We start from the raw sequence: 23,485 nt of genomic DNA on the forward strand, positions 1-23,485 counted from the left end.
GGGTGCTGGTCAGGGGCTGGGCGGATCCGACGGCGTTCCCGGTTCGGCGGGCGGCACGCTCCGGGGGCCGTCCTGGATCCCGGGCGGCAGCGGCCCCGGCGTTCGGGGGCCGACAGGCGGTGACGGTCCGGACTCCGTCCGCAATCCCGGGCGGCACCGGTACCGGCCCCGGCGGTCCAAGCTCGGCGGGCGGCAGGGCCCGGAACCCGTCCGGGATATCCGGGGGCAGCGGCCCCGGCGGTGCGGGCGCAGGTGGTACGGCCTGGAGTCCCTCAGGACTCCCTGGCGGCACCGGACCCGGCGGGCCCGCTCTCGCCCTGGCCTGCGCCGTGAACGGCCCCGTCCGCACGGTCGCCGTCACGTCCGAGGTGTCGCCCACGATCGCGCACCGCACCAGCCGTACCCCCTGGACCGCCGCCAGCCGTCCGGCGCGGGCGCAGGCCGCCGGGCCGCCCTCGGCCCAGTGGTCCGCCGCCGCGAGCGCCGCCAGGTCCGCGCCGCCGGCCGCCCGGTGCCGTACGGCGACGGCCTGCCCGTAAGCGAGCACCGCGCCGAACACCGCGCACAGCAAGGCCATCGCCCCGAGGCTCCATACGGTGGCCGACCCCCGGTCGGTCCCCCACCGCCGCGCCACGCCCGCGGGCACGCGGCCCGGCACCGACGCGCGACGCCTCCGGCCGGACCCCGGCCGCCAAGACACCGCCCGCCCCGCCTCCGCGCAGGCCCACCACCGGCCCGACGGCGCACGCCCGCGCTCACGGGCCCCACCACACCTTCGCCGGCCACGCCTTGGACCGGGCGTTTCCTCACCCTGCCGTCGACCGGCCCGCCACCGGCCCAGCGGGCCGCGCCCGGGCGACCTCGCGTCTTCCCTTACGCCGTCGGCGGGCCGCTGTCCGCCGGTCGGCTCGTACCCGCGTTTCACCGCCCCTCCTCCCCCGTGCGCACGGTGTCCTCGGCGAGCGCCACCGCCTCCTCGCGGAGTTCGATGGGCAGCCGGTTCAGGAGCGGGGTCCGGGCCACCACCGTGACCCGGACCCGGTCGTCCTCGCGGGCGACGGTCACCCGCGCTCCTCGCGGAGCCGTTTCCCGCGTCACCCGCACCACCGCGTCGGGCGGATCCTGCCGGGCGGCGGCCCGGGCGCCCGCGCGGGCCGCGTCCACGCACTCGATCCGCGCAGCCGCCACGAGCAGCACCGAGACCAGCGCCATCGTGAACGCCACCAGCACGGACAGCACCATGGCCGCCTCCACGGTCACGAAACCGTGGTCCCCGCCCCGCTCTCCTCCTTCCTCACATCCGCGCACTGAGGGCCTTCTTCACGATGGCCTGAAGCTCCGCCTGGACCTGGCCGCTGGTGACCACCTGGTAGAGCAGCACCGCGAACCCGACGGCCGCGATGATTCCCATGGCGTACTCGGACGTCACCATTCCGGTGTCCTGCCGGCACGTCCCACGCAGCCTCGCCGCCGCTTTCCTGATCTTTCCGAACATCCCAACCCCCGTAAGGTTTCGGGTCTTTAGGGTCTTCAGTCGTTCTCCGTGCTTGCCGGACGGCTTCCTGCTCGTCCGTTCTCGTCTCCGCCTCGTTCTCACCCCCCTCCCGTCACTCCGCCCGCCAGACCGATCACGACGGGCACCACCCCGACCACGACGAACGCGGGCAGGAAGCACAGTCCGACCGGCGCGGAGATCAGTACGGCCGCCCGCCGCGCCCGGGCCGTCGCCGTACGGGCCCACTCCGCGCGGGCGTCCGACGCGAGACGGGCGACCGGGCCGGCCGCGGCGAGCCCGGAGTCGTCGGCCCGCTCCAGCAGCCGGGCCAGGGCACCGGCGCCGGGCAGCAGGGCGAGGCCGCGCCAGGCGTCCGCCGGGGCGCCACCGAGCCGGACCTCCGCGGCGCCGCGCGCCAACGCCTGCCCGACGGGCCCGCCGAGGGCCTCCCCCACGGCGTGCGCGGCGATCACCGGAGCGGCACCGGCGGCGATGCAGGCGGCCAGCAGATCGGCCGCGAGCGGAAGCCGGCGCGCGGCCTCGGCGGTGTCGACCGTCTCGAACCGCCCGGCCGCCGCCCGCCGGTCCCGCCACCGCCAGAGCGCGACCCCGACGCCCAGCCCCAGCAGCACTCCGAAGACCCCGCCGACCAACGCCCACGCCCCGCACGCCGCACCGGCCGGGACCAGCAACCGCCCTACGCCACGCGGCATCGCGAACGGCACCGCACCCACCGGACCCGGCGGCACCTCGCGCCCCAGCAACCCGGCCACCCGGCGCCGCGCCCGGTGCCGCCGACGCGCCAGCTCCAGCCGCCGGACACCCCAGCCGAGGGCCAGCACGAAAGCTCCGACCATCCCCAGCCTGTGGACAACGTCCCCGCTCACCCGGCCCACCCCTCTCTCGTCCCGCACCGATCTCCCCGCCCCGCCACACGGACCAGCCGCTTTCCCACGGCCCTCCCCTCCGCCCTCACACCGCCTCCGCCCCTCGGACGATCCGCGTCGCCCACCACATCCCGGCCGCCTCGAACACCGCCCCGGCCGTCAGGCAGCCCAGGCCGGCCCCGGTGTGCAGCAGGACGCGCGCCGGGTCCGCGCCCATGGCCGTGCCGAGCAGCAGCCCGAGGACGGGCAGTGCGGCGAGCAGCACCGTGGTGGCCCGGGCGCCCGCCAACTGGGCGCGCAGGTCGGCCCGGCCGTCCCGCTCGGCGCGCAGGGCACCGTCCAGCCGGTCCAGGCCCGCGGCGAGTCCGGCGCCCTGGTCCACGGCCACCCGCCAGCACGCGGCGAGTGCCAGCAGCCCCTCGGCACCCGGCTGCCGGGCCGCCGCCGCGAGCGCACCCGGCACGTCTCCGCCGAACCGCGCCGCCGCCACCACCGCGGCCTGGGCGTCACCGAGCCCGTCCGAGTCCCGCGCGGCCCGCGACAGCGCCGCCCCCGGCTGCCGTCCGGCCCGGACCTCTCCGGCGAGCACCCCGCACAGGGCGATCACCGCGCCGGCCCGCCGCTCCCGGGCGTCCCGGGCCTGCCGGGCCAGCCGCACCCGGCGCAGCACCGGCACCCCGGCCGCCCCCGCGACGACCGGAATCACCGAGGCGCCCCACAGGGCGATCACCAGCCCGACGCCGAGGGCCGCCCACTCGGGTCCCCATCGGCCGCGCCCTCGCCGCAGGTCCATGAGGGCCTGCTGCCAGGCGGGCGGTCCGGCCGCCACCACCCCGCCGCCGGCCAGCAGCAGCCGGGCCCGCCGCACCCCGTGGTGCCGGCCGCCCAGCAGCCGGACCAGCGCGCCGAGGCAGAGCACCGCGGCCCCCGTCGACACCGCGCCGATCACTTCCATCGCCATCCGACCGATCCCCTCGCCCTCTCTCGTCGCTCCGGGCACGGCCTCTTGGCGGCCCCGCCGGTCCCGGGGCACGCCCGCCCCTTCCGCATCACGTCCGTCCCCGGCCCTCACCGGCCGGTCCTCACTCGCCCCCGGCCTCCGCACCAGGCCCCAGCAGCTCCCGCAACCGACCCCACCCCCGCTCCCGGACGAACGCCCGCTCGCCCCAGCGCAGGGCCGGTACCGTCCGCACCAGCCCGGTGGGGTCCCGCTCCAGGACGTGGACCTCCTCGATCCGGCGCCGCCCGGACCGGTCCCGCACGAGGTGCACCACCACCGAGAGGGCGGCCGCCAGCTGGCTGTGCAGCGCGGCCCGGTCCAGCCCGGCTGCCGTGGCCAGCGCCTCCAGCCGGGCCGGTACGTCGGCGGCGGCGTTGGCGTGGACCGTGCAGCAGCCGGCGTGACCGGTGTTGAGGGCCGCGAGCAGATGCACGACCTCGGCTCCGCGCACCTCGCCGACGACGAGCCGGTCCGGCCGCATCCGCAGCGCCTGCCGTACGAGGTCCTCGAGGGTGACCAGGCCGGCTCCCTCCTGGTTGGCGGGCCGGGTCTCCAGCCGGACCGCGTGCGGATGGTCCGGCCTCAGCTCGGCCGAGTCCTCGGCGAGCACGATCCGCTCGCCCGGTCCGACCAGTCCCAGCAGGGCGCTGAGCATGGTGGTCTTGCCGCAGCCGGTGCCGCCGCTGACGAGGAACGAGAGCCGGGCCTCGACCAGCGCTTCCAGGATCCGGTCGCCGCCGGGCGGCACCGTGCCGGCCGCGACGAGTTCCCCGACGGTGAACGCCCGGGGCCGCACCACGCGCAGGGCGAGGCAGGTACAGCCGACGGCGACCGGGGGCAGCACCGCGTGCAGCCGGGTGCCGTCGGGCAGCCGGGCGTCCGCCCAGGGCCGGGCGTCGTCCAGCCGGCGTCCGGCCACCGCGGCCAGCCGCTGCGCGAGACGCCGTACGGCCGCCGCGTCGGGGAAGGTGACCGTGGTCAGCTCCAGGCCGCCGCCGCGGTCCACCCATACCCGGTCGGGGGCGGAGACCAGCACATCGGTGACGTCCGGGTCGGCGAGCAGTGGCTCCAGGGGGCCGGTGCCGACGAGTTCGGACCGCAGGTGCTCCGCCGCGCCGAGCACCTCCGCGTCGCCGAGCACCCGGCCCTGTTCGCGCAGCGCCTGGGCCACGCGCGCGGGCGTGGGTTCGGCACCGCTCTCGGCGAGCCAGCGGCGGACGCCGTCGAGCAGGGCCGCGCCGTCGGTCCGGTCGAGTCCGGGCAGGCTCATCGGGTGCCTCCCGACTCGACCAGCACGCGCTCCCAGAAGTGCGCGCAGAACCGGGCGAGCGGGCCGCGCCCGGTCGCGCCGGGGGCCTTGGCGCTTGCCTGCGGGCGCAGCAACACCGGTTCGACGGGCAGTTGGCCGGCCAGGGGCAGACCGAGCAGCCGGGCCACCTCGTGGTCGTCCAGTCCGGGTGCGTAGGGGCCGCGCACCACCACCCGCAGATCGCGGACGACCATGCCGACGGCGGAGGCGACCCGGCCGGCCGCGGCGACCGCCCGCAGTTCGGCCGGGACGACGAGGAGGACCAGGTCGAGCTGGGCGAGGGCCTCGGCCACCCCGTCGTCGAGCCGGCGGGGCAGGTCGACCACGACCGTGCCGCCGCGCCGCCGGGCGGCCGCCAGCACCGCCCGCACCGCGGGCGGGGGCACGGCGACGCAGTCCCCGCGGTCCCAGCTGAGCACGCGCAGGGAGTGCAGTGCGGGCAGCGACTCCTCCAGGGCGCCGCCGCCGACCCGGCCTCGTGAGGCGGCGAAGGCGGGCCAGCGCAGCCCTTCGGCGCTCTCGCCGCCGAGGAGCACGTCGAGTCCGCCGCCGAGCGGATCGGCGTCGACCAGCAGGGTGCGCAGCCCTTCGCGCGCGGAGGTGACGGCGAGCGCGCACGCGAGCGTGGACGCCCCGGCCCCGCCCCGGCCGCCGATCACCCCGACGGTGAGGGCCGGACGGCCGATGCCCTCGGCGACGTCGGCGAGGCGGTCGACCAGCCAGGCCTCGCCGTCGGGAAGCATCAGGACGTGGTCGGCGCCGATCAGGACGGCCCGTTTCCACACGTCGGGGTCGTCCTGGTCGCGGCCGACCAGCACCACGCCGGGCCGGCGCGCGGCCCCGCTCAGCCGGCGGGCGGCGTCGTCGCCGACGAGCACGAGCGGGGCCGCCGCCCAGCCGCCGCCGGCATCCGGCACGTCGTGGCGGACCTCCGGAGTGGCGCCCGCCGCCGCGCACAGGCGCAGCAGATCGTCCAGGAGGTCGGCGTCCTCGGTGATGATGAGCGGCCGTCCGGGCCGGTCCGCGGGGCCGGGTGGCGGGCCGTGGGTGACGGTTCCGGTCACGGGTGTTCCCCCTTCGCTGGGTGGGCCGCGTGACTTCCTCGGCCACGCGATTTCCAAAGGTGTGAAGAACCGGCGGGCGTCCTCCCTGTGAAGGGCGGGCGGAAACCGGCCATACGCGCTGCGGGCAATCGGAACCGGCCAAGAACTCGCCGCGACCGGAGCGCGCTGGAAACACGGTGGCGCGAACGGCGAAATAAAGTGGATCTTGGTGGAAAACTGTGGACAACCCAGGCCCTGTGAATAACTTCGTCACCCATACCGGTGACCCCTGCGCCGATCCGCGGGCGACTTCCACAGAGCAGCCCGACGATTACTCTCGGTAAGCGATCATGGGCATGCCGAAGGAGCGGCAACGGGGGCGTGACGCCGGCCGTACAGCCGCGTGAGGAACGGGGAAGAGCGAGAAAACCCGCCCGGACATGCGACGACCCCCGCCGGGGGGGAGAGCGGGGGTCGTCCCCACGGCCGACTCGGGGGGGGGGAGGAGTCGGACCGGGTTAGCACGGTCGCGAACGATCCGTGACTTCCATGGTGTACCCGAGAGCCCTCTCAGGCAAACCCACGCGCCCCACCTTACGCCGAATGGTGGGCCCCTATGCTCAGGGGTGTGGAAAACCACTCCTTGCCCCGCGCCGCGGCCTTCTTTGACCTGGACAAGACGGTCATTGCGAAGTCGAGCACGCTCACCTTCAGCAAGTCCTTCTACCAAGGCGGCCTGATCAACCGCAGGGCCGCCCTGCGTACCGCCTATGCCCAGTTCGTGTTCCTGGCCGGCGGTCTGGACCACGACCAGATGGAGCGCATGCGCGAGTATCTCTCCGCGCTGTGCCGCGGCTGGAACGTCCAGCAGGTGCGGGAGATCGTCGCCGAGACCCTGCACGACCTGATCGACCCGATCATCTACGACGAGGCCGCCTCCCTCATCGAGGAGCACCACATGGCCGGCCGGGACGTGGTGATCGTGTCCACCTCGGGCGCGGAGGTGGTCGAGCCGATCGGCGAACTGCTGGGGGCGGACCGGGTCGTCGCCACCCGCATGGTCGTGGGCGAGGACGGCTGCTTCACCGGAGAGGTGGAGTACTACGCCTACGGCCCGACCAAGGCCGAGGCCATCCGGGAGCTGGCCGCGTCCGAGGGCTACGACCTCGACCGCTGCTACGCCTACAGCGACTCGGCGACCGACCTGCCGATGCTGCGCGCCGTCGGGCACCCGCACGCCGTGAACCCGGACCGCGCACTGCGCCGCGAAGCCCTCGCGCACGGATGGCCGGTCCTGGAGTTCCGCCGCCCGGTCCCGCTCAAGAAGCGGCTGCCGGCGTTCTCGGTACCGCCGCGCCCCGCGCTGGTCGCGGCCGCGGCCATAGGCGCGGCGGCGGCGACCGCCGGGCTCGTCTGGTACGCCAGCCGGCGCCGCGCCACGGCCTGAGCAGCGCCAGTTTCACCCCGAGCGGAACCCCTTTCACCCTGTTTGAAGGCGAAAGTAAAGAAGTGCGGGCAGGGGTTCCGCTTCCTCCCGGCTCGCGGTACAAAGAACGTAGGCCCGCGAGACCAAAAGGACATCCGGGAGGATTCCCTGTCTCAACGCACTTGGCCCACGGACCTCGCATGAACACCGGGCACCCACGCGACGTCGACCCGTCGATTACGGGCCAGCCGCACCAGGACGGGCAAAGCACCCCGACCTGATGGGCGACATATCGAGGACGCTTGGTAACCCGGTGGGCATGCCAGCGGCGGTACGAGAATTCGTACCGCCGCATCTTCGTTCCCTCAGGCCGCGCCGCGCTGGAGCGCCTCGCAGACCGCCGTGGACTCGCGCACGCCCAGCTCGACCGCCCGTCCGCAGTGAGCGATCCACGCCGCCATGCCCTCGGGCGTGCCGGAGACGTAGCCCTCCAGGGCGGCCAGGTAGGAGGCGCGGCCCAGTTCGGCGTGGCCGACCTCGGCCGGGCAGACCGCCTTCGGGTCCAGACCGCTGCCGATCAGCACGATCCGCTCGGCCGCGCGCGCGACCAGGCCGTTGTACGACACGAAGGGGCGCAGCGCCAGCAGCTCGCCGTGCACGACGGCGGCCGTCACCAGCGCGGGGGCCGAGGTGCCGGCGATGATCAGGTCCGCCAGCCCCTCCAGGCGGCCGGAGACCTCCCCGGCGTCCGGCAGCGGCAGCTCGATCAACGGCTCGTCCACCGGCTCGCCGGCCTGACGCGGCCTGCCCACCTGCTCGGCGGCGCCGGCCGCGGCCACCAGGTGCAGCCGGGCCAGCACCCGCAGCGGAGACTGGCGCCAGATGGACAGCAGCTGCCCCGCCTCGGCGGTGAGCCGCAGGGCCGCGCCCATCGCGCGGGCCTCCGCGTCGACGCCGAAGTCGGTGCGCCGCCGCACCTCCTCCAGGGCCCAGTCCGCCCCGGACAGCGCCGCCGAGCCACGGGCGCCGCGCAGGGCCGCCTCGGAGGTGATCTCGTTGCTGCGCCGCCGCATGACGCGGTGGCCGTAGACCCGGTCCACGGCCTTGCGTACGGACTCCACGGATTCGGCCACACCGGGCAGTGCGCCCAAGGCGGAGAGCGGGTCGGCGGTCGCGCCTGTCGTACTCATGGGTACGACAGTACGCACCCGGGCGGCCCACCCCACGAAGGAGTGGTCTTCTTCACGTGAGCGTGACACATACAGCTATCACCCGACTACCCTTGGTGAACATGAAAATTGCTTTCGTCGGGAAGGGCGGCAGCGGCAAGACGACGCTCTCCTCCCTCTTCATCCGCCATCTCACCGCCGCCGGCGCCCCGGTGGTCGCCATCGACGCGGACATCAACCAGCACCTCGGCCCCGCCCTCGGCCTCGGCGAGGACGAGGCGGCGGCGCTGCCCGCCATGGGCGAACAGCTCCCGCTGATCAAGGACTATCTGCGCGGCACCAACCCGCGCATCGCCTCGGCCGCGACGATGATCAAGACGACCCCGCCCGGCGAGGGATCGCGGCTGGTCCGGGTGCGCGAGCCCAACCCGGTCTACGACGCCTGCGCGCGTCCGGTGGAACTCGACGGCGGCGCCGTCCGGCTGATGGTCACGGGGCCCTTCACGGACTCCGACCTGGGGGTCTCCTGCTACCACTCCAAGACGGGAGCGGTGGAGCTGTATCTGAACCACCTCGTCGACGGCCCCGACGAGTACGTCGTGGTCGACATGACGGCCGGTTCGGACTCCTTCGCCTCCGGCATGTTCACCCGCTTCGACATGACGTTCCTCGTCGCCGAGCCGACCCGCAAGGGCGTCTCCGTCTACCGCCAGTACAAGGAGTACGCCCGGGACTTCGGCGTGGCCCTGAAGGTGGTCGGCAACAAGATCCAGGAACCGGACGACATCGACTTCCTGCGCGAGGAGGTCGGGGACGACCTGCTCGTGACGGTCGGGCGCTCGGAATGGGTGCGCGCCATGGAGAAGGGCCGTCCGCCCCGGTTCCACCTCCTGGAGGAGGCCAACGCCCGTGCCCTGGAGACCCTCCGGGCCGCCGTGGACGCCACGTACGAGCGGCGCGACTGGGAGCGCTACACCCGTCAGATGGTGCACTTCCACCTGAAAAACGCCGAGTCCTGGGGGAACGAGCGCACCGGGGCCGACCTGGCGGCGCAGGTCGACCCCGGCTTCGTGCTCGGCGAGAGTGTGGCGACCCCCGCCTGACGCCTACCGCCGGTCCGCCGGCGCCCCGGGCACTCCCTTGGGCGCCGGGGCCGGGCTGCCGGACAGGAAGGACGCCCAGCCCTGCCGGGGCGCCTCGCCGACCTCCAGGGAACGCAGCCGCGCCAGCGTCCTCGGGTCCTGGGCGTCGAGCCAGTCGGCCAGTTGCCGGAAGGAGACACAGCGCACCTCGGGCTTGGTGCACACCTCCTTCACCACCTCTTCCACGGCGCGCATATACGTGCCGCCGTTCCAGGACTCGAAGTGGTTGCCGATGATCAGGGGCGCGCGGTTGCCGTCGTAGGCGCGGTAGAAGCCCTTGAGGAGTCCGTCGCGCATCTGGTCGCCCCAGTAGTCGAATTTGTCGGGGTCGCCCTGGGTCTGGGTGCCGGACTGGCCGACCATGAAGTTGTAGTCCATGGTCAGCTGCTCATAGGTGTGGCCGGGAAAGGGCACCAGCTGCATCGACAGGTCCCACAGCCCGTCCTTCTTCTTGGGCCAGACCTGGTCGTTGACTCCGCTGGAGTCGTAGCGGAAGCCGAGGTCGCGGGCGGCCTTCACGAAGTTCTTCCGCCCCTCCAGGCAGGGGGTGCGGGCGCCGATCAGCTCCTTGTCGTAATCGAAGGGCAGCGGGTCCTCCGCCCGCATGCCGGTGTTGGACCGCCAGGACTTCACGAAGCTCTTGGCCTGGGCGATCTCGCTCTTCCACTCCTCCACCGACCAGGTGCCCACCCCGCCGTCGGGCCCGCAGAAGTGGCCGTTGAAGTGGGTGCCGATCTCGTTGCCCTCCAGCCAGGCCAGCCGCAGCTGCTCAAGGGTGTCGGCGATGCCCCGCTCGTCGTTGAACCCGATGTCGGAGCGGCCCGGAGAGTGCTGCGGCGGCTTGTAGAGGTCGCGTTTCTCCTCCGGCAGCAGGTACACCCCGCTGAGGAAGTACGTCATGGTCGCGTTGTTCTCCTTGGCGACCTCGCGGAAGTGCGAGAACAGCTTCTGGCTGTCCTCGCCCGCGCCGTCCCAGGAGAACACGACGAACTGCGGGGGCTTCTGACCAGGGCTCAGCCGTTCCGGCCCGGGCAGATGCGGCTGGGCTCCGGTGTACGCGGTCGATCCGTCGCCGATCGGCCGGAACACGCTGCCCGGCGCCGGGGCGCCCTGCTCCGGGCCGGGCGCCCCGGGTTTCACGGCGGTGGCGTCTCCCGCGCAGCCGGCGAGTGACGCCGCACAGGCCGCGGCGACCATGGCGCCGACGGCGATCCTCTGGGTGGCGGCCATGTTCCGCCCACCTTCTTCCTTCTCTCAGGCACACGCTGACTTGGACCGTTTCTGGAGATGTGCCGGACTTGTCCCGGCGGCGCGGCCAAGGTCGCATGGGGTCGAGAAGGGATGAAGATGACAAGCCGATCAAATGATTAATTCACTCCCAGAGGGGATCCTTTCCTCCATTTACGCCGAAAACCTATTCCGTACCTTTACGTGGCATTACTATTCCTTTACCGAATCGGTGCGGCCGGGCACGGTCCGGCCAACTGGCCCTCCAGAGGCCGGAGGTGACAGACAACAGCCTCTCGACAGGTCTAAACCAATTTTTCCGGCGACCCTTGTCATCGGCCCCCCGGGTCTGATGAGCTGTGGCCTGGGACACAACGGACACCCTTGGAAAGGGAGATGTCGTGAGCAACGAGAGCCTGGCCAACCTGCTGAAGGAAGAACGCAGGTTCGCGCCCCCCGCCGACCTGGCCGCAGACGCCAATGTCACCGCGGAGGCGTATGAGCAGGCCAAGGCTGACAGGCTCGGCTTCTGGGCCGAGCAGGCCCGCCGGCTGACCTGGGCCAAGGAACCGACCGAGACGCTGGACTGGTCCAACCCGCCGTTCGCGAAGTGGTTCAAGGACGGCGAGCTGAACGTCGCCTACAACTGCGTGGACCGCCATGTGGAGGCCGGTCACGGCGACCGCGTCGCCATCCACTTCGAGGGCGAGCCCGGGGACAGCCGCGCGATCACCTACGCGGAGCTGAAGGACGAGGTCTCCAAGGCCGCCAACGCCCTGCTGGAGCTCGGCGTGCGCAAGGGCGACCGGGTCGCCATCTACATGCCGATGATTCCGGAGACCGCGGTCGCGATGCTGGCCACGGCCCGGATCGGCGCGGCCCACTCGGTCGTCTTCGGCGGCTTCTCGGCGGACGCGCTCGCGACCCGCATCCAGGACGCGGACGCCAAGGTCGTCATCACGGCCGACGGCGGCTACCGGCGCGGCAAGCCGTCCGCGCTCAAGCCCGCCGTGGACGAGGCGCTCGGCAAGGCCGCCCAGGTCGAGCACGTGCTGGTGGTGCGCCGTACCGGCCAGGAGGTCGCCTGGACCGAGGGCCGGGACCTGTGGTGGCACGACGTGGTGGGCCGGCAGTCCGCCGAGCACACCCCGGAGGCGTTCGAGGCGGAGCACCCGTTGTTCATCCTCTACACCTCCGGCACGACGGGGAAGCCGAAGGGCATCCTGCACACCTCCGGCGGCTACCTCACCCAGGCGGCCTACACCCACTGGGCCGTCTTCGACCTCAAGCCGGAGACCGACGTGTACTGGTGCACGGCGGACGTCGGCTGGGTGACCGGCCACTCGTACATCGTGTACGGCCCGCTGGCCAACGGCGCGACGCAGGTGATGTACGAGGGCACGCCGGACACCCCGCACCAGGGCCGGTTCTGGGAGATCGTGCAGAAGTACGGGGTCACGATCCTCTACACCGCGCCGACCGCGATCCGGACGTTCATGAAGTGGGGCGACGACATCCCCGCCAAGTACGACCTGTCCTCCCTGCGGGTCCTCGGCTCGGTGGGCGAGCCCATCAACCCCGAGGCGTGGATCTGGTACCGCAAGCACATCGGCGCCGACCGCACGCCCGTGGTGGACACCTGGTGGCAGACCGAGACCGGCGCGATGATGATCTCGCCGCTGCCCGGCGTCACCGAGGCCAAGCCCGGTTCGGCGCAGCGCCCGCTGCCCGGCATCAGCGCGACGGTCGTCGACGACGAGGCGAACGAGGTGCCCGACGGCGGCGGTGGCTACCTGGTGCTGACCGAGCCGTGGCCGTCGATGCTGCGCACCATCTGGGGTGACGACCAGCGGTTCATCGACACCTACTGGTCCCGCTTCGAGGGCAAGTACTTCGCCGGCGACGGCGCGAAGAAGGACCAGGACGGGGACATCTGGCTGCTGGGCCGGGTGGACGACGTGATGCTCGTCTCCGGGCACAACATCTCCACCACCGAGGTGGAGTCGGCGCTGGTCTCGCACCCGGCGGTCGCCGAGGCCGCCGTCGTGGGCGCCGCGGACGAGACCACCGGCCAGGCCATCGTCGCCTTCGTCATCCTGCGCGGCTCGGCGTCGGAGACCGAGACGCTCATCGGTGAGCTGCGAGGCCACGTCGGCGCCACCCTCGGCCCGATCGCCAAGCCCAAGCGGATCCTGCCGGTGGCCGAGCTGCCGAAGACCCGCTCGGGCAAGATCATGCGCCGCCTGCTGCGGGACGTCGCCGAGAACCGCCAGCTCGGCGACGTGACCACCCTGACCGACAGCACGGTCATGGACCTCATCCAGGCCAAGCTGCCCGCCGGCCCCAGCGAGGACTGAGCGGACCGGGAGGAGTCGAACGGCGTCCTACGGGGCACTCGGCCGGCGAACGTGCCGGGTGCCCCAGGGGCGGCTACCGTGAAGATCATCGGACCGGCGCGCGCTACTTTAGGTAAACTAAGGAAAGTGTCGCAGTGACGTGACACGTCAGGTGCGCCGGGAAGTCTGGTCGGCATGTGATTCCGCCTGCCTGCCTCCGGAGGTCTCCCGTGACCGCGCCCCGCACCCCCACCACCGTCCGCAAGGCCCTCGGCCGCCTGTCCCTGCCCGAGCGGACCTTCATGGCGGACGCGCTGCGCACCGAGACCGTCGGCGGCGTCCTGCTGCTCCTGGCCGCCGTGGCCGCGCTGTTCTGGGCGAACGTCCCCGGCCTGCACCACGGCTACGAGACGGTCAGCCACTTCCACTTCGGCCCCGGCGCGCTGGGCCTGCACCTGTCCGTCGCCCACTGGGCCGCCGACGGGCTGCTCGCGGTGTTCTTCTTCGTCGCCGGCATCGAACTCAAGCGCGAACTGGTCGCCGGGGACCTGCGCGACCCGAAGGCGGCCGTGCTGCCCGTGGTGGCGGCCCTGTGCGGGATGGCCGCACCCGCGCTCGTCTACACCCTCACCAACGTCGCCGGGAACGGCTCCCTCCAGGGCTGGGCGGTGCCCACCGCCACCGACATCGCCTTCGCGCTCGCCGTGCTCGCGGTCATCGGCACCTCCCTGCCCAGCGCCCTGCGCGCCTTCCTGCTCACCCTTGCGGTCGTCGACGACCTCTTCGCCATCCTGATCATCGCGATCTTCTTCACCGACCGGCTGAACCTCCCCGCGCTCGGCGGGGCCGCCGCCGGGCTCGCCGTCTTCTGGCTGCTGCTGCGCAAGGGCGTACGCGGCTGGTACGTGTACGTACCGCTCGCCGTCGTCATCTGGGCGCTGATGTACAACAGCGGCGTGCACGCCACCATCGCCGGCGTGGCGATGGGCCTGATGCTCCGCTGCACCACCCGGGAGGGGGAGCAGCACTCGCCGGGCGAGCACATCGAGCATCTGGTGCGGCCCCTGTCCGCCGGGCTCGCCGTACCGCTGTTCGCCCTGTTCAGCGCCGGTGTGTCGATATCCGGCGGGGCGCTCGGGGACGTGTTCGCGAAGCCCGAGACGCTCGGTGTCGTCCTCGGCCTGGTCGTGGGCAAGACGCTCGGGATATTCGGCGGCACCTGGCTGACCGTCCGCTTCACCCGCGCGCGGCTCAGCGAGGAGCTGGCATGGGCCGACGTCTTCGCGATGTCCTCGCTCGCCGGGATCGGCTTCACGGTGTCGCTGCTGATCGGCGAGCTGGCCTTCGGCAGCGACACCGTCCTGACCGGTGAGGTGAAGGCGGCCGTCCTCATCGGATCGCTGATCGCGGCGGTGTGCGCGACGATGCTGCTGAAGCTGCGCAACGACCGGTATCGCAGGCTGTGCGAGGAAGAGGAGCGCGACGAGGACCTCGACGGCATCCCGGACGTCTACGAGCAGGGCGACCCGGCGTACCACCTCCGGATGGCGCAGATCCACGAGCGCAAGGCCGCCGAACACCGCCGGCTGGCCGCCGAGGCACGCCACGGGCTTGCGGAAGTGCCGGGCGGGGCAGGCGAGGAGAGCGACCGTCCGGCATGATCTGACGAGACGGTACAAAACAAGACGGCCGCACGCGCGACGGCTACCCGGATGGCCGTACGAGCACCACGGCCGTCCCCACAGCGCATGTGGGCACGAGAACCTCTGAGGGAGAACGCGATGAGCGCACCCGACGGCAGCCCGGTCGGCGCCGAACGCAGCATCGGCCAGCTGTTCGCCTCGGCGACGACCGAATTGTCGGCGCTGGTGCACGACGAGATCGCGCTGGCCAAGGCCCAGCTCAAGCAGGACGTGAAGCGCGGCGCGGTCAGCGGTGGCGCCTTCTCGATGGCGGGCGCGGTCCTGGTGTTCTCCCTGCCGATGCTCAACTTCGCCCTGGCGTACGGCATCCGCACCTGGAGCCACTGGAACCTGGCGATCTGCTTCGTGCTGTCCTTCGCGGCCAACGTGCTGGTGGCCGGTCTGCTCGGGCTCATCGGCGTGGTGTTCGCGAAGAAGGCCAAGAAGGGCAAGGGCCCGCAGAAGGTGGCCGCCTCGATGAAGGAGTCGGCGGGCGTCCTGCAGAACGCCAAGCCGCACCCGCGTCCGGAGCTGCCCGGTGAACCGGCTCCCGCCGCCATCGAGGCTGTGGCACGCTCGTCGTCATGACGGACCCAGCCGCCCCCTCGCCCGTGCGGATCGACCTCCCGGACGGGACACGGGTCACGCACCGGGATGTCGCCGCCAACGGCGCCCGCTTCCACATCGCCGAGCTGGGCGACGGGCCCCTGGTGCTGCTCCTGCACGGTTTCCCGCAGTTCTGGTGGACGTGGCGGCACCAGCTGACCGCCCTCGCCGGCGCGGGTTACCGGGCGGTGGCGATGGACCTGCGGGGCGTCGGCGGCAGCGACCGCACGCCCCGCGGGTACGACCCCGCCAACCTGGCGCTCGACGTCACCGGGGTGATCCGCTCGCTCGGCGAGCCGGACGCCGCGCTGGTCGGCCACGACCTCGGCGGCTATCTGGCGTGGACGGCGGCGGCCATGCGGCCCAAGTTGGTCCGGCGCCTGGCGGTGGTGTCCATGCCGCACCCGCGGCGCTGGCGCGCGGCGATGCTGCGGGACGCCCGGCAGACGGCCGCCAACTCCTACATCTGGGGATTCCAGCGGCCGTGGCTGCCCGAGCGCCAACTGACCGCCGACGGGGGCGCGCTGGTGGGCCGGCTGATCCGGGACTGGTCCGGGCCGCGGCCGCCGGAGGACGCGGCCGTGGAGACGTACCGGCGGGCCATGTGCATCCCCTCCACCGCGCACTGCTCCATCGAGCCGTACCGCTGGCTGGTGCGCTCCCTGGCCCGCCCCGACGGTGTGCAGTTCTACCGCAGGATGAAACGGCCCGTACGGGTGCCGACGCTGCATCTGCACGGCTCGCTGGACCCGGTGACCCGGACCCGCAGCGCGGCCGGTTCCGGAGAGTACGTCGAAGCACCGTACCGCTGGCGCCTGTTCGACGGTCTCGGCCACTTCCCGCACGAGGAGGACCCGGCCGCGTTCTCCACGGAACTGGTCAACTGGCTGAAGGATCCCGAGCCGGACCGGTGACCGTCCGGCGCGGGTTCCGCCGCGTCCGGCATCCGGCTGCACACCCGTGTCCCTTAAACCGCCACATGCCTTGCGCATAGGCCAATTAGGGGGCGCGCGGGAGGTTATCGACCTTCGGGCGGGGGCACACGTCGGGGTATGGGCTGGACGCACGACTACAGTGACGCACCCCGCAACCGCCGCTCGGCCATGAGCCCGGGCACGCCCCAGCGGGTCACGCCGCAACTGGCGGTAGCCGACCCCAGGGTGGGGATTCCGCGCATCCTGCGCCGCCGGGCCCGCTGGGTCTCGGTGCGTCTGCGTCACCCGCGCGGCTGACCGCCACCGCGCCGCACTACAGGGCGCAGCTGTCCGTACCCACCTGCTCGTTCGCCGTACGACCCCGCTCGATGTCGGCCCGGATCTCGTCCGCCGTCAGCGCGTACCCCGTGTCCGCGTCGTCGAGTGACTTGGCGAACACCACTCCGTACACCTCTCCGTCCGGAGTGAGCAGCGGGCCACCGGAGTTGCCCTGCCGGACGACGGCGTACAGCGAGTAGACATCGCGGCGGACCGTGCCGCGGTGGTAGATGTCCGCGCCGCTGGCCGTGATGCGCCCGCGCACGCGCGCGGCGCGCACGTCGTACGCGCCGTTCTCGGGGAAGCCCGCGACGATCGCGCCGTCCCCTCCGGCCGCGTCCTCACGGGTGAACCGCAGGGCGGTCGCCCGCAGGTCGGGCACGTCGAGTACGGCGATGTCGCGCTCCCAGTCGTACAGCACCACCCGGGCGTCGTACTTGCGGCCCTCACCGCCTATCTGCACCCGTGGCGCGTCGACGCCGCCGACCACGTGCGCGTTGGTCATCACGCGCCGGTCGGCGAAGACGAAGCCACTGCCCTCCAGGACCTTGCCGCAGCTCTGGGCGGTCCCGGTGACCTTGACGATGGAGTTCCGGGCGCGCTGGGCGACCGGGCTGCCCGCGAGGGCCGGGTCGGGCGGCCGCACGTCCTTGATCGGCTCGTCCGCGAACGGACTGAAGACCTGCGGGAAGCCGTTCTGCGCGAGCACGGAGGAGAAGTCCGCGAACCAGGTGTCGGCCTGCTCGGGCAGCGCCCGGGAGACACCGAGCAGCACCTTGGAGCTCCGGACCTCCTTGCCGAGCGTGGGCAGGGTCGTACCGGCCAGGGCGGACCCGATCAGCCAGGCCACCAGGAGCATCGCGACGACGTTGACCAGGGCGCCGCCGGTGGCGTCCAGGGCGCGGGCCGGGGACCAGGTGATGTGCCGGCGCAGTTTGTTGCCCAGGTGGGTGGTCAGGGCCTGGCCCACGGAGGCGCAGACGATCACGACGACCACGGCCACGACGGCGGCGGTGGTGCCGACCTCCTCCTTGCCGGTCGTCGCGTCCCAGATCACGGGCAGCGCGTACACGGCGAGCAGACCGCCGCCGAGGAACCCGGTCACCGACAGGATGCCGACGACGAAGCCCTGGCGGTAACCCACCACCGCGAACCACACGGCCGCGACGAGCAACAGGATGTCCAGCACGTTCACTGCTTCAGGCCTCGCCTACTCACTCCGCTCCCAGCAGCTCGGCCGGGCCCGGGGCCGCCCCCCGGGGATTCAGCACGGGGATCACCCTGTCACGCGCGCCAGTCGAGCGGGACCTGCTTTCCCCGGTCCCAGGGACGCTCCCAGCCCGCGTAGTGCAGCAGGCGGTCGATCACCCCGGCCGTGAAGCCCCACACCAGGGCGGATTCGACCAGGAACGCCGGGCCGGTGTGGCCGCTGGGGTGGACGGCGGTGGCGCGGTTGGCGGGGTCGGTGAGATCCGCCACGGGCACGGTGAAGACCCGGGCCGTCTCGTTCGGGTCGACCACGCCGACCGGGCTGGGCTCGCGCCACCAGCCCAGCACGGGCGTGACGACGAAACGGCTGACCGGGATGTACAGCCGGGGCAGCACGCCGAAGAGCCGCACGCCCGCCGGATCCAGCCCGGTCTCCTCCCGTGCCTCGCGCAGCGCGGCCCGCAGCGGCCCGTCACCCTGCGGATCGCCGTCCTCCGGATCCAGCGCGCCGCCCGGGAAGGACGGCTGGCCGGGGTGCGAGCGCAGGGAGCCCGCGCGCTCCATGAGCAGCAGCTCCGGGCCGCGCTCGCCCTCGCCGAACAGGATCAGCACGGCCGACTGCCGTCCCGAGCCGTTCTCCGGCGGCAGGAAGCGGCTCAGCTGCGTCGGCTCGACCGTCTCCGCGACCCGCAGGATCGGCGCCAGCCAGTCCGGCAGCCCCGCGCTGCTGAGCGTCAGCGGACCGTCCTGTGTACCGCTCGTCCTCGTCATCGCCACCCCCGTCGTCCTGCCCTCTCCAACGCCCGAGGGCACCGAGATCGTTCCGTCACGCGGCCCCCAGGGGCGGCGCCGGTTTGCCGCCGGCGTCGAGATAGGCCTGCGGGGGGTTCAGGCGCTGGCCCGGGAAGCCGCCCTTCTCGTACTTGAGCAGCTTCCTCGCCTTCTCCGGGTCGGTCTCGCCCTCGCCGTACGCCGGGCACAGCGGGGCGATGGGGCAGGCGCCGCAGGCGGGCTTGCGGGCGTGGCAGATGCGCCGGCCGTGCCAGATCACGTGGTGGGACAGGTCGGTCCACTCGCTCTTCGGGAAGAGCGCGCCGACGGCGGCCTCGATCTTGTCGGGGTCGGTCTCGTCGGTCCACCGCCAGCGCCGCACGAGCCGCTGGAAGTGGGTGTCGACGGTGATCCCGGGCCGGCCGTAGGCGTTGCCGAGGACGACGAAGGCCGTCTTGCGGCCCACGCCGGGCAGCGTGACCAGGTCCTCCAGCCGTCCGGGCACCTCGCCGCCGAAGTTCTCGACGAGCGACTTGGAGAGCCCTATGACCGACCTCGTCTTGGCCCGGAAGAAGCCGCAGGGGCGCAGGATCTGCTCGACCTCCTCCGGGTCGGCGGCGGCGAGGTCCTCGGGGGTGGGGTACCGGGCGAAGAGCACCGGGGTGGTCTGGTTGACGCGCAGGTCGGTGGTCTGGGCCGACAGCACGGTGGCGACCAGCAGCTGGAAGGGGTTCTCGAAGTCCAGCTCGGGGTGGGCGTAGGGGTACACCTCGGCCAGCTCGCGGTTGATGCGGCGGGCGCGGCGGACCAGGGCCGTGGGGGACTCGCCGCCCGGCGGCCGGACGGCGATCTTCTTGACGGACGCGGCCTTCTTGCCGGCGGCATCGGCCTTGACGGCGGTATCGGCGGGGAGGACCACGTCGGCCGGTTTCACCTTCCTGGTGACCGCGGCCTTCTTGGCGGGCGCGCTCTTCTCGGCGGCGGACTCGGAAGGCGCGGCCTTCTTCGCGGGAGCCGCCTTCTTGCCGGCGGTCGTCTTCTTGGCCGCCGGTGCCGCCTTCTTCCCGGTCGGCTTCCCGGTCGGCGTCTCGGTCGGCTTCTCGGTCGGTGTCTCGGCGGACTTCGCGGCGGGCGTGGCGGCCCGCTTCGTGACCTTCTTCGCGGTCTTCTTCACCGACGCGGTCCCGCCCTCCGCACCGACAGCCTTTTTAGCCGATTTGCCCGTTTTACTACTTCCATCGGGCTCGCGTTCGCCCACAGCGGAATCGCGACGTACAACCACCCGCCCAGCCCCCTTGTCCTGTGCTGTCACCGGCGATTTGGACACCCGGCCAGCCTAAAGCCCGGCACCGACATCCGCCCCGGACCCCGCGAAGCGGCCCCCGATCGGACCCCTGACGCTTACCCCGGGAGACGGGTGCGGCATCCTTGTGACAGATCACACTGTTTGGACCGTCCGGCAAAATGGGGAACACGGTCCCCTGGCACACGGGGGAGCAAGATCCCCTGAGCAGGTCGACAAGGAGAGAACTCGTGGACGACGTTCTGCGGCGCAACCCGCTCTTCGCGGCTCTCGACGACGAGCAGGCCGCGGAGCTTCGCGCCTCCATGAGTGAGGTGACCCTCGCACGCGGCGATTCCCTGTTCCACGAGGGCGACCCCGGGGACCGGCTGTACGTCGTCACCGAAGGCAAGGTCAAGCTGCACCGCACCTCCCCCGACGGCCGGGAGAACATGCTCGCCGTCGTCGGCCCCGGCGAACTCATCGGCGAACTGTCGCTGTTCGACCCGGGCCCCCGCACCGCCACCGCGACCGCGCTGACCGAGGTCAAGCTGCTCGGCCTCGGCCACGGTGACCTCCAGCCCTGGCTGAACGCCCGTCCCGAGGTGGCCGGCGCCCTGCTGCGGGCCGTCGCCCGCCGTCTGCGCAAGACCAACGACGCCATGTCCGACCTGGTCTTCTCCGACGTCCCCGGCCGGGTGGCCCGCGCCCTGCTGGACCTCTCGCGCCGCTTCGGCGTGCAGTCCGAGGAGGGCATCCACGTCGTCCACGACCTCACCCAGGAGGAGCTGGCCCAGCTGGTCGGCGCCTCCCGCGAGACCGTGAACAAGGCCCTCGCGGACTTCGCCCAGCGCGGCTGGCTCCGCCTGGAGGCGCGCGCCGTGATCCTGCTGGACGTGGAGCGGCTGGCCAAGCGGTCGCGCTGACGCCGGCCTCCGCCGTACGTCCCCGGGGCCCCGCTCGCACGAGCCGGGCCCCGCTGTCGTGCCCGGGCTAGATCAGCCCGTGCTCGCTGAGGTAGTCCAGCTGGGCCCGGACCGACAGTTCCGCCGCCGGCCACAGCGAGCGGTCCACGTCGGCGTAGACGTGGGCGACGACCTCGGCCGGGGTGCGGTGGCCGTTCTCCACCGCGGTCTCCACCTGGGCGAGCCGGTGGGCGCGGTGGGCGAGGTAGAACTCCACGGCGCCCTGGGCGTCCTCCAGGACCGGACCGTGGCCCGGCAGGACGGTGTGCACGCCGTCGTCCACCGTCAGGGACCGCAGTCGCCGCAGGGAGTCCAGATAGTCCCCGAGCCTGCCGTCCGGGTGCGCCACGACCGTCGTACCGCGCCCGAGGATGGTGTCGCCGGTCAGCACCGCCCGGTCGGCCGGGAGATGGAAGGACAGCGAGTCAGCGGTGTGCCCGGGGGTGGGGACGACCCGCAGCTCCAGGCCGCCGACGGCGACCACGTCCCCGGCGGCCAGGCCCTCGTCGCCGAGCCGCAGGGCGGGGTCCAGGGCGCGCACGCGCGTACGGGTCAGCTCGGCGAACCGGGCGGCGCCCTCGGCGTGGTCGGGGTGACCGTGGGTCAGCAGGGTCAGGGCTATGCGTTTGCCGGCCTTCTCCGCCGTGTCCACGACGTTGCGCAGGTGGCCGTCGTCGAGCGGGCCGGGGTCGATCACCACGGCCAGGTCGGAGTCGGGCTCGGCGACGATCCAGGTGTTGGTGCCGTCCAGGGTCATCGCGGAGGCGTTGGGCGCGAGGACGTTCACCGCCCGTGCGGTGGCCGGCCCGGACAGCGCTCCGCCCCGGGGCTGACCCGGCAGCGCGCTGGCGTCGGTCATGCGGGACCTCCACCGGGGGTCGAGGGGGTGGTCGTGGGGATGGTCGTGGGCACGGCGGGGCGGATGCCGGCCGAGGCGCCCGCCGGACCGCCCGCCGGCGTCCCGGGCACCGTGGGCGCCTCGGACGTCGTAGGCGTCGTGGGCGTCGTAGGTACCGTCGGCGTCGTGGGCGCTACGGCTGTCTCCGGCGCCGTGGGCCGCGACGGCTCGGCGGTCGTCGACCCCGTCGGCCCCATCGACCCCGGGTCCGTGGGCCGCACCGGCTCCGCAGCCGCCGGGATGTGCTTGGTGAACTCCTCGTGCCCCGGCCAGGAGAGGACGATCTCGTCGCCCTGGAGGCGGGCGGTCGCCCGTACCGGCGTCATCTCGCGCGCGGGCGCGGCGGCCAGTGCCTCGGCGGCGGTGCCGTAGGGCAGCAACTGGCGCAGGGCGGCGATGGTGGGCGGCATCATCAGCAGTTCGCCCCGGTCGTACCCGGCGGCGGCCTCGGCGGGGCGGATCCACACCGTGCGGTCGGCCTCCGTGGAGGCGTTGCGGGTGCGCTGCCCCTCGGGAAGGGAGGCCACGAAGAACCACGTGTCGTAGCGGCGGGCCTCGAACTCCGGGGTGATCCAGCGGGCCCAGGCGCCCAGCAGGTCCGAGCGCAGCACCAGGCCGCGCCGGTCGAGGAACTCCGCGAAGGACAGCTCACGCGCGACCAGGGCGGCGCGGTCGGCCTCCCAGTCGTCCCCCGTGGTGTCGCCGACGACCGAGTCCGGGCGGGGACCGGCGAGCAGCACGCCGGCCTCCTCGTAGGTCTCCCGTACGGCCGCGCACACGATCGCCTGGGCGGCCGCGGCGTCGACGCCGAGCCGCTGTGCCCACCACGCGCGCGGGGGGCCCGCCCAGCGGATCTGCCGGTCGTCGTCGCGCGGGTCGACACCGCCGCCGGGATACGCGTACGCGCCTCCGGCGAAGGCCATGGAGGCGCGTCTGCGCAGCATGTGGACGACCGGGCCGTCCGGGGTGTCCTTGAGGAGCAGCACCGTGGCCGCGCGCCTGGGGGCCACCGGGGTGAGCGAGCCGTCCGCGAGCGCGCGGATGCGGTCCGGCCACTCCGGGGGATACCACTGACCGTTCGCCATGGCCGGAGGCTATCCCGTGCCGGGCGATTGTTCGAGAGGTGCCCGGGGCCGGCGGGGAGGGCGGCGGTCTACTGGGCGATCTCCACCTGGATCTCGACCTCGACGGGCGCGTCCAGCGGCAGCACCGCGACGCCGACCGCGCTGCGGGCGTGCACGCCCTTCTCGCCCAGGACCTCGCCGAGCAGTTCGCTGGCGCCGTTGACGACACCGGGCTGCCCGGTGAAGTCGGACGCGGAGGCGACGAAGCCGACGACCTTCACCACGCGCGCGATGCTGTCCAGGTCGCCGACGACGGACTTCACGGCGGCCAGCGCGTTCAGCGCGCAGGTGCGGGCCAGCTCCTTGGCCTCCTCCGGCGTCACCTCGGCGCCCACCTTGCCGGTGACCGGCAGCTTGCCCTCCACCATCGGCAGCTGCCCGGCGGTGTACACGTACGCCCCGGACCGCACGGCCGGCTGGTAGGCGGCCAGCGGCGGTACCACCTCCGGCAGGGTCAGGCCCAGCTCGGCCAGCCTGGCCTCGACCGCGCTCACGCCTGCTTCTCCCGCTTCAGGTAGGCCACCAGCTGCTCCGGGTTCGGCCCGGGGACGACCTGGACGAGTTCCCAGCCGTCCTCGCCCCAGTTGTCCAGGATCTGCTTCGTGGCGTGGACGAGCAGCGGCACGGTTGCGTATTCCCACTTGGTCATGGGCCGACTGTA

Annotated in this window: 22 protein-coding genes and 2 pseudogenes; 8 read left to right on the forward strand and 16 right to left on the reverse strand. The window is 73.0% G+C overall.

Going from position 1 to position 23,485, the window contains the following annotated elements; translation table 11 throughout:
- Window positions 1-274: 274 nt before the first annotated feature.
- From IH25_RS42205 to ssd, 7 genes and pseudogenes are all read right to left on the reverse strand, one after another.
- Window positions 275-646: pseudogene (locus IH25_RS42205) on the reverse strand (Rv3654c family TadE-like protein); the annotation flags it as partial.
- 275 nt (window positions 647-921) lie between these two features.
- On the reverse strand, window positions 922-1,308 hold the full coding sequence (locus IH25_RS0110375; protein WP_280842473.1) for a TadE family type IV pilus minor pilin: 387 nt from the start codon (window positions 1,306-1,308) through the stop codon (window positions 922-924).
- Window positions 1,295-1,432 (reverse strand): DUF4244 domain-containing protein, encoded by a 138-nt coding sequence (locus IH25_RS0110380; protein WP_030606347.1) that lies wholly within the window; start codon window positions 1,430-1,432, stop codon window positions 1,295-1,297. The genes IH25_RS0110375 and IH25_RS0110380 overlap by 14 nt, the downstream gene beginning before the upstream one ends.
- Before the next feature lie 161 nt (window positions 1,433-1,593).
- Window positions 1,594-2,382: a type II secretion system F family protein gene (locus IH25_RS37455; RefSeq protein WP_030606351.1), complete on the reverse strand. Its 789-nt coding sequence runs from the start codon at window positions 2,380-2,382 to the stop codon at window positions 1,594-1,596.
- An 85-nt stretch (window positions 2,383-2,467) separates the two neighbouring features.
- A complete protein-coding gene (locus tag IH25_RS0110390) occupies window positions 2,468-3,343 on the reverse strand; it encodes a type II secretion system F family protein (protein WP_030606354.1) in 876 nt (291 codons plus the stop codon).
- A 121-nt stretch (window positions 3,344-3,464) separates the two neighbouring features.
- Window positions 3,465-4,652 carry a TadA family conjugal transfer-associated ATPase gene (locus IH25_RS0110395; protein WP_030606355.1) on the reverse strand — a complete coding sequence of 396 codons (1,188 nt, stop codon included), beginning with the start codon at window positions 4,650-4,652 and terminating at the stop codon, window positions 3,465-3,467.
- Window positions 4,649-5,755 carry a septum site-determining protein Ssd gene (ssd, locus tag IH25_RS0110400; protein ID WP_030606358.1) on the reverse strand — a complete coding sequence of 369 codons (1,107 nt, stop codon included), beginning with the start codon at window positions 5,753-5,755 and terminating at the stop codon, window positions 4,649-4,651. Before ssd ends, IH25_RS0110395 begins: the two co-directional genes overlap by 4 nt.
- Window positions 5,756-6,350: 595 nt before the next feature.
- Here ssd and IH25_RS0110405 point away from each other — a divergent pair.
- Window positions 6,351-7,181, forward strand: coding sequence for an HAD family hydrolase (locus IH25_RS0110405; RefSeq protein ID WP_030606360.1), 831 nt, complete (start codon window positions 6,351-6,353; stop codon window positions 7,179-7,181).
- A gap of 344 nt (window positions 7,182-7,525) precedes the next feature.
- Here IH25_RS0110405 and IH25_RS0110410 read toward each other — a convergent pair whose 3' ends face one another.
- Window positions 7,526-8,350, reverse strand: a complete 825-nt coding sequence (locus IH25_RS0110410) for a Fic family protein (protein WP_030606362.1) — start codon at window positions 8,348-8,350, stop codon at window positions 7,526-7,528.
- A 101-nt stretch (window positions 8,351-8,451) separates the two neighbouring features.
- Between IH25_RS0110410 and IH25_RS0110415 the strand changes: the two genes are divergently transcribed.
- Complete coding sequence (locus tag IH25_RS0110415) at window positions 8,452-9,432, forward strand: ATP-binding protein (RefSeq protein ID WP_030606364.1); 981 nt, start codon at window positions 8,452-8,454, stop codon at window positions 9,430-9,432.
- A 3-nt stretch (window positions 9,433-9,435) separates the two neighbouring features.
- Here the strand turns inward: IH25_RS0110415 and IH25_RS0110420 are convergent, their stop codons facing one another.
- On the reverse strand, window positions 9,436-10,701 hold the full coding sequence (locus IH25_RS0110420; protein WP_030606366.1) for a polysaccharide deacetylase family protein: 1,266 nt from the start codon (window positions 10,699-10,701) through the stop codon (window positions 9,436-9,438).
- Between the two features lie 398 nt (window positions 10,702-11,099).
- Between IH25_RS0110420 and acs the strand changes: the two genes are divergently transcribed.
- The 5 genes from acs (at window position 11,100) to IH25_RS42210 (ending at window position 16,554) form a co-directional block, all read left to right on the forward strand.
- A complete protein-coding gene (acs, locus tag IH25_RS0110425) occupies window positions 11,100-13,055 on the forward strand; it encodes an acetate--CoA ligase (RefSeq protein WP_030606367.1) in 1,956 nt (651 codons plus the stop codon).
- Window positions 13,056-13,264: 209 nt separating this feature from the next.
- A complete protein-coding gene (gene nhaA / locus IH25_RS0110430; protein WP_030606370.1) occupies window positions 13,265-14,695 on the forward strand; it encodes a Na+/H+ antiporter NhaA in 1,431 nt (476 codons plus the stop codon).
- A 120-nt stretch (window positions 14,696-14,815) separates the two neighbouring features.
- On the forward strand, window positions 14,816-15,304 hold the full coding sequence (locus IH25_RS0110435; protein ID WP_030606372.1) for a phage holin family protein: 489 nt from the start codon (window positions 14,816-14,818) through the stop codon (window positions 15,302-15,304).
- Window positions 15,301-16,236, forward strand: coding sequence for an alpha/beta fold hydrolase (locus IH25_RS0110440; protein WP_030606376.1), 936 nt, complete (start codon window positions 15,301-15,303; stop codon window positions 16,234-16,236). The genes IH25_RS0110435 and IH25_RS0110440 overlap by 4 nt, the downstream gene beginning before the upstream one ends.
- A 138-nt stretch (window positions 16,237-16,374) precedes the next feature.
- Window positions 16,375-16,554, forward strand: coding sequence for a hypothetical protein (locus IH25_RS42210; RefSeq protein ID WP_078844198.1), 180 nt, complete (start codon window positions 16,375-16,377; stop codon window positions 16,552-16,554).
- 16 nt (window positions 16,555-16,570) lie between these two features.
- Here IH25_RS42210 and IH25_RS0110445 read toward each other — a convergent pair whose 3' ends face one another.
- From IH25_RS0110445 to nth, 3 genes are all read right to left on the reverse strand, one after another.
- On the reverse strand, window positions 16,571-17,770 hold the full coding sequence (locus IH25_RS0110445) for a MarP family serine protease (RefSeq protein WP_030606379.1): 1,200 nt from the start codon (window positions 17,768-17,770) through the stop codon (window positions 16,571-16,573).
- A gap of 89 nt (window positions 17,771-17,859) precedes the next feature.
- Window positions 17,860-18,555: an NUDIX hydrolase gene (locus IH25_RS0110450; RefSeq protein WP_030606381.1), complete on the reverse strand. Its 696-nt coding sequence runs from the start codon at window positions 18,553-18,555 to the stop codon at window positions 17,860-17,862.
- A gap of 55 nt (window positions 18,556-18,610) precedes the next feature.
- Entirely contained in the window at window positions 18,611-19,729 is a 1,119-nt protein-coding gene (gene nth / locus IH25_RS0110455) for an endonuclease III (protein ID WP_051753868.1), read from the reverse strand.
- A gap of 359 nt (window positions 19,730-20,088) precedes the next feature.
- Between nth and IH25_RS0110460 the strand changes: the two genes are divergently transcribed.
- A complete protein-coding gene (locus tag IH25_RS0110460) occupies window positions 20,089-20,763 on the forward strand; it encodes a Crp/Fnr family transcriptional regulator (protein ID WP_014674022.1) in 675 nt (224 codons plus the stop codon).
- Between the two features lie 67 nt (window positions 20,764-20,830).
- Here IH25_RS0110460 and IH25_RS0110465 read toward each other — a convergent pair whose 3' ends face one another.
- The 4 genes and pseudogenes from IH25_RS0110465 to IH25_RS40600 form a co-directional block, all read right to left on the reverse strand.
- On the reverse strand, window positions 20,831-21,661 hold the full coding sequence (locus IH25_RS0110465) for an MBL fold metallo-hydrolase (protein ID WP_030606387.1): 831 nt from the start codon (window positions 21,659-21,661) through the stop codon (window positions 20,831-20,833).
- 227 nt (window positions 21,662-21,888) lie between these two features.
- Window positions 21,889-22,785, reverse strand: a pseudogene (locus IH25_RS0110470) (NUDIX hydrolase); the annotation flags it as partial.
- A gap of 68 nt (window positions 22,786-22,853) precedes the next feature.
- On the reverse strand, window positions 22,854-23,318 hold the full coding sequence (locus tag IH25_RS0110475) for a RidA family protein (protein WP_030606393.1): 465 nt from the start codon (window positions 23,316-23,318) through the stop codon (window positions 22,854-22,856).
- Entirely contained in the window at window positions 23,315-23,473 is a 159-nt protein-coding gene (locus IH25_RS40600) for a DUF4177 domain-containing protein (protein WP_086024262.1), read from the reverse strand. Before IH25_RS40600 ends, IH25_RS0110475 begins: the two co-directional genes overlap by 4 nt.
- Between the last annotated feature and the right edge of the window lie 12 nt (window positions 23,474-23,485).

The organism is Streptomyces achromogenes subsp. achromogenes, from assembly GCF_000720835.1.
Classification (GTDB): domain Bacteria; phylum Actinomycetota; class Actinomycetes; order Streptomycetales; family Streptomycetaceae; genus Streptomyces; species Streptomyces achromogenes.

Coding starts and splice junctions, on each gene's coding strand:
- IH25_RS0110380 (WP_030606347.1), bottom strand. CDS start 1,432: ATGGTGACGTCCGAGTACGCCATGGGAATCATCGCGGCCGTCGGGTTC.
- IH25_RS0110390 (WP_030606354.1), bottom strand. CDS start 3,343: ATGGCGATGGAAGTGATCGGCGCGGTGTCGACGGGGGCCGCGGTGCTC.
- IH25_RS0110395 (WP_030606355.1), bottom strand. CDS start 4,652: ATGAGCCTGCCCGGACTCGACCGGACCGACGGCGCGGCCCTGCTCGAC.
- IH25_RS0110405 (WP_030606360.1), top strand. CDS start 6,351: ATGCTCAGGGGTGTGGAAAACCACTCCTTGCCCCGCGCCGCGGCCTTC.
- IH25_RS0110410 (WP_030606362.1), bottom strand. CDS start 8,350: ATGAGTACGACAGGCGCGACCGCCGACCCGCTCTCCGCCTTGGGCGCA.
- IH25_RS0110415 (WP_030606364.1), top strand. CDS start 8,452: ATGAAAATTGCTTTCGTCGGGAAGGGCGGCAGCGGCAAGACGACGCTC.
- IH25_RS0110420 (WP_030606366.1), bottom strand. CDS start 10,701: ATGGCCGCCACCCAGAGGATCGCCGTCGGCGCCATGGTCGCCGCGGCC.
- IH25_RS0110435 (WP_030606372.1), top strand. CDS start 14,816: ATGAGCGCACCCGACGGCAGCCCGGTCGGCGCCGAACGCAGCATCGGC.
- IH25_RS0110440 (WP_030606376.1), top strand. CDS start 15,301: ATGACGGACCCAGCCGCCCCCTCGCCCGTGCGGATCGACCTCCCGGAC.
- IH25_RS42210 (WP_078844198.1), top strand. CDS start 16,375: ATGGGCTGGACGCACGACTACAGTGACGCACCCCGCAACCGCCGCTCG.
- IH25_RS0110450 (WP_030606381.1), bottom strand. CDS start 18,555: ATGACGAGGACGAGCGGTACACAGGACGGTCCGCTGACGCTCAGCAGC.
- IH25_RS0110465 (WP_030606387.1), bottom strand. CDS start 21,661: ATGACCGACGCCAGCGCGCTGCCGGGTCAGCCCCGGGGCGGAGCGCTG.
- IH25_RS40600 (WP_086024262.1), bottom strand. CDS start 23,473: ATGACCAAGTGGGAATACGCAACCGTGCCGCTGCTCGTCCACGCCACG.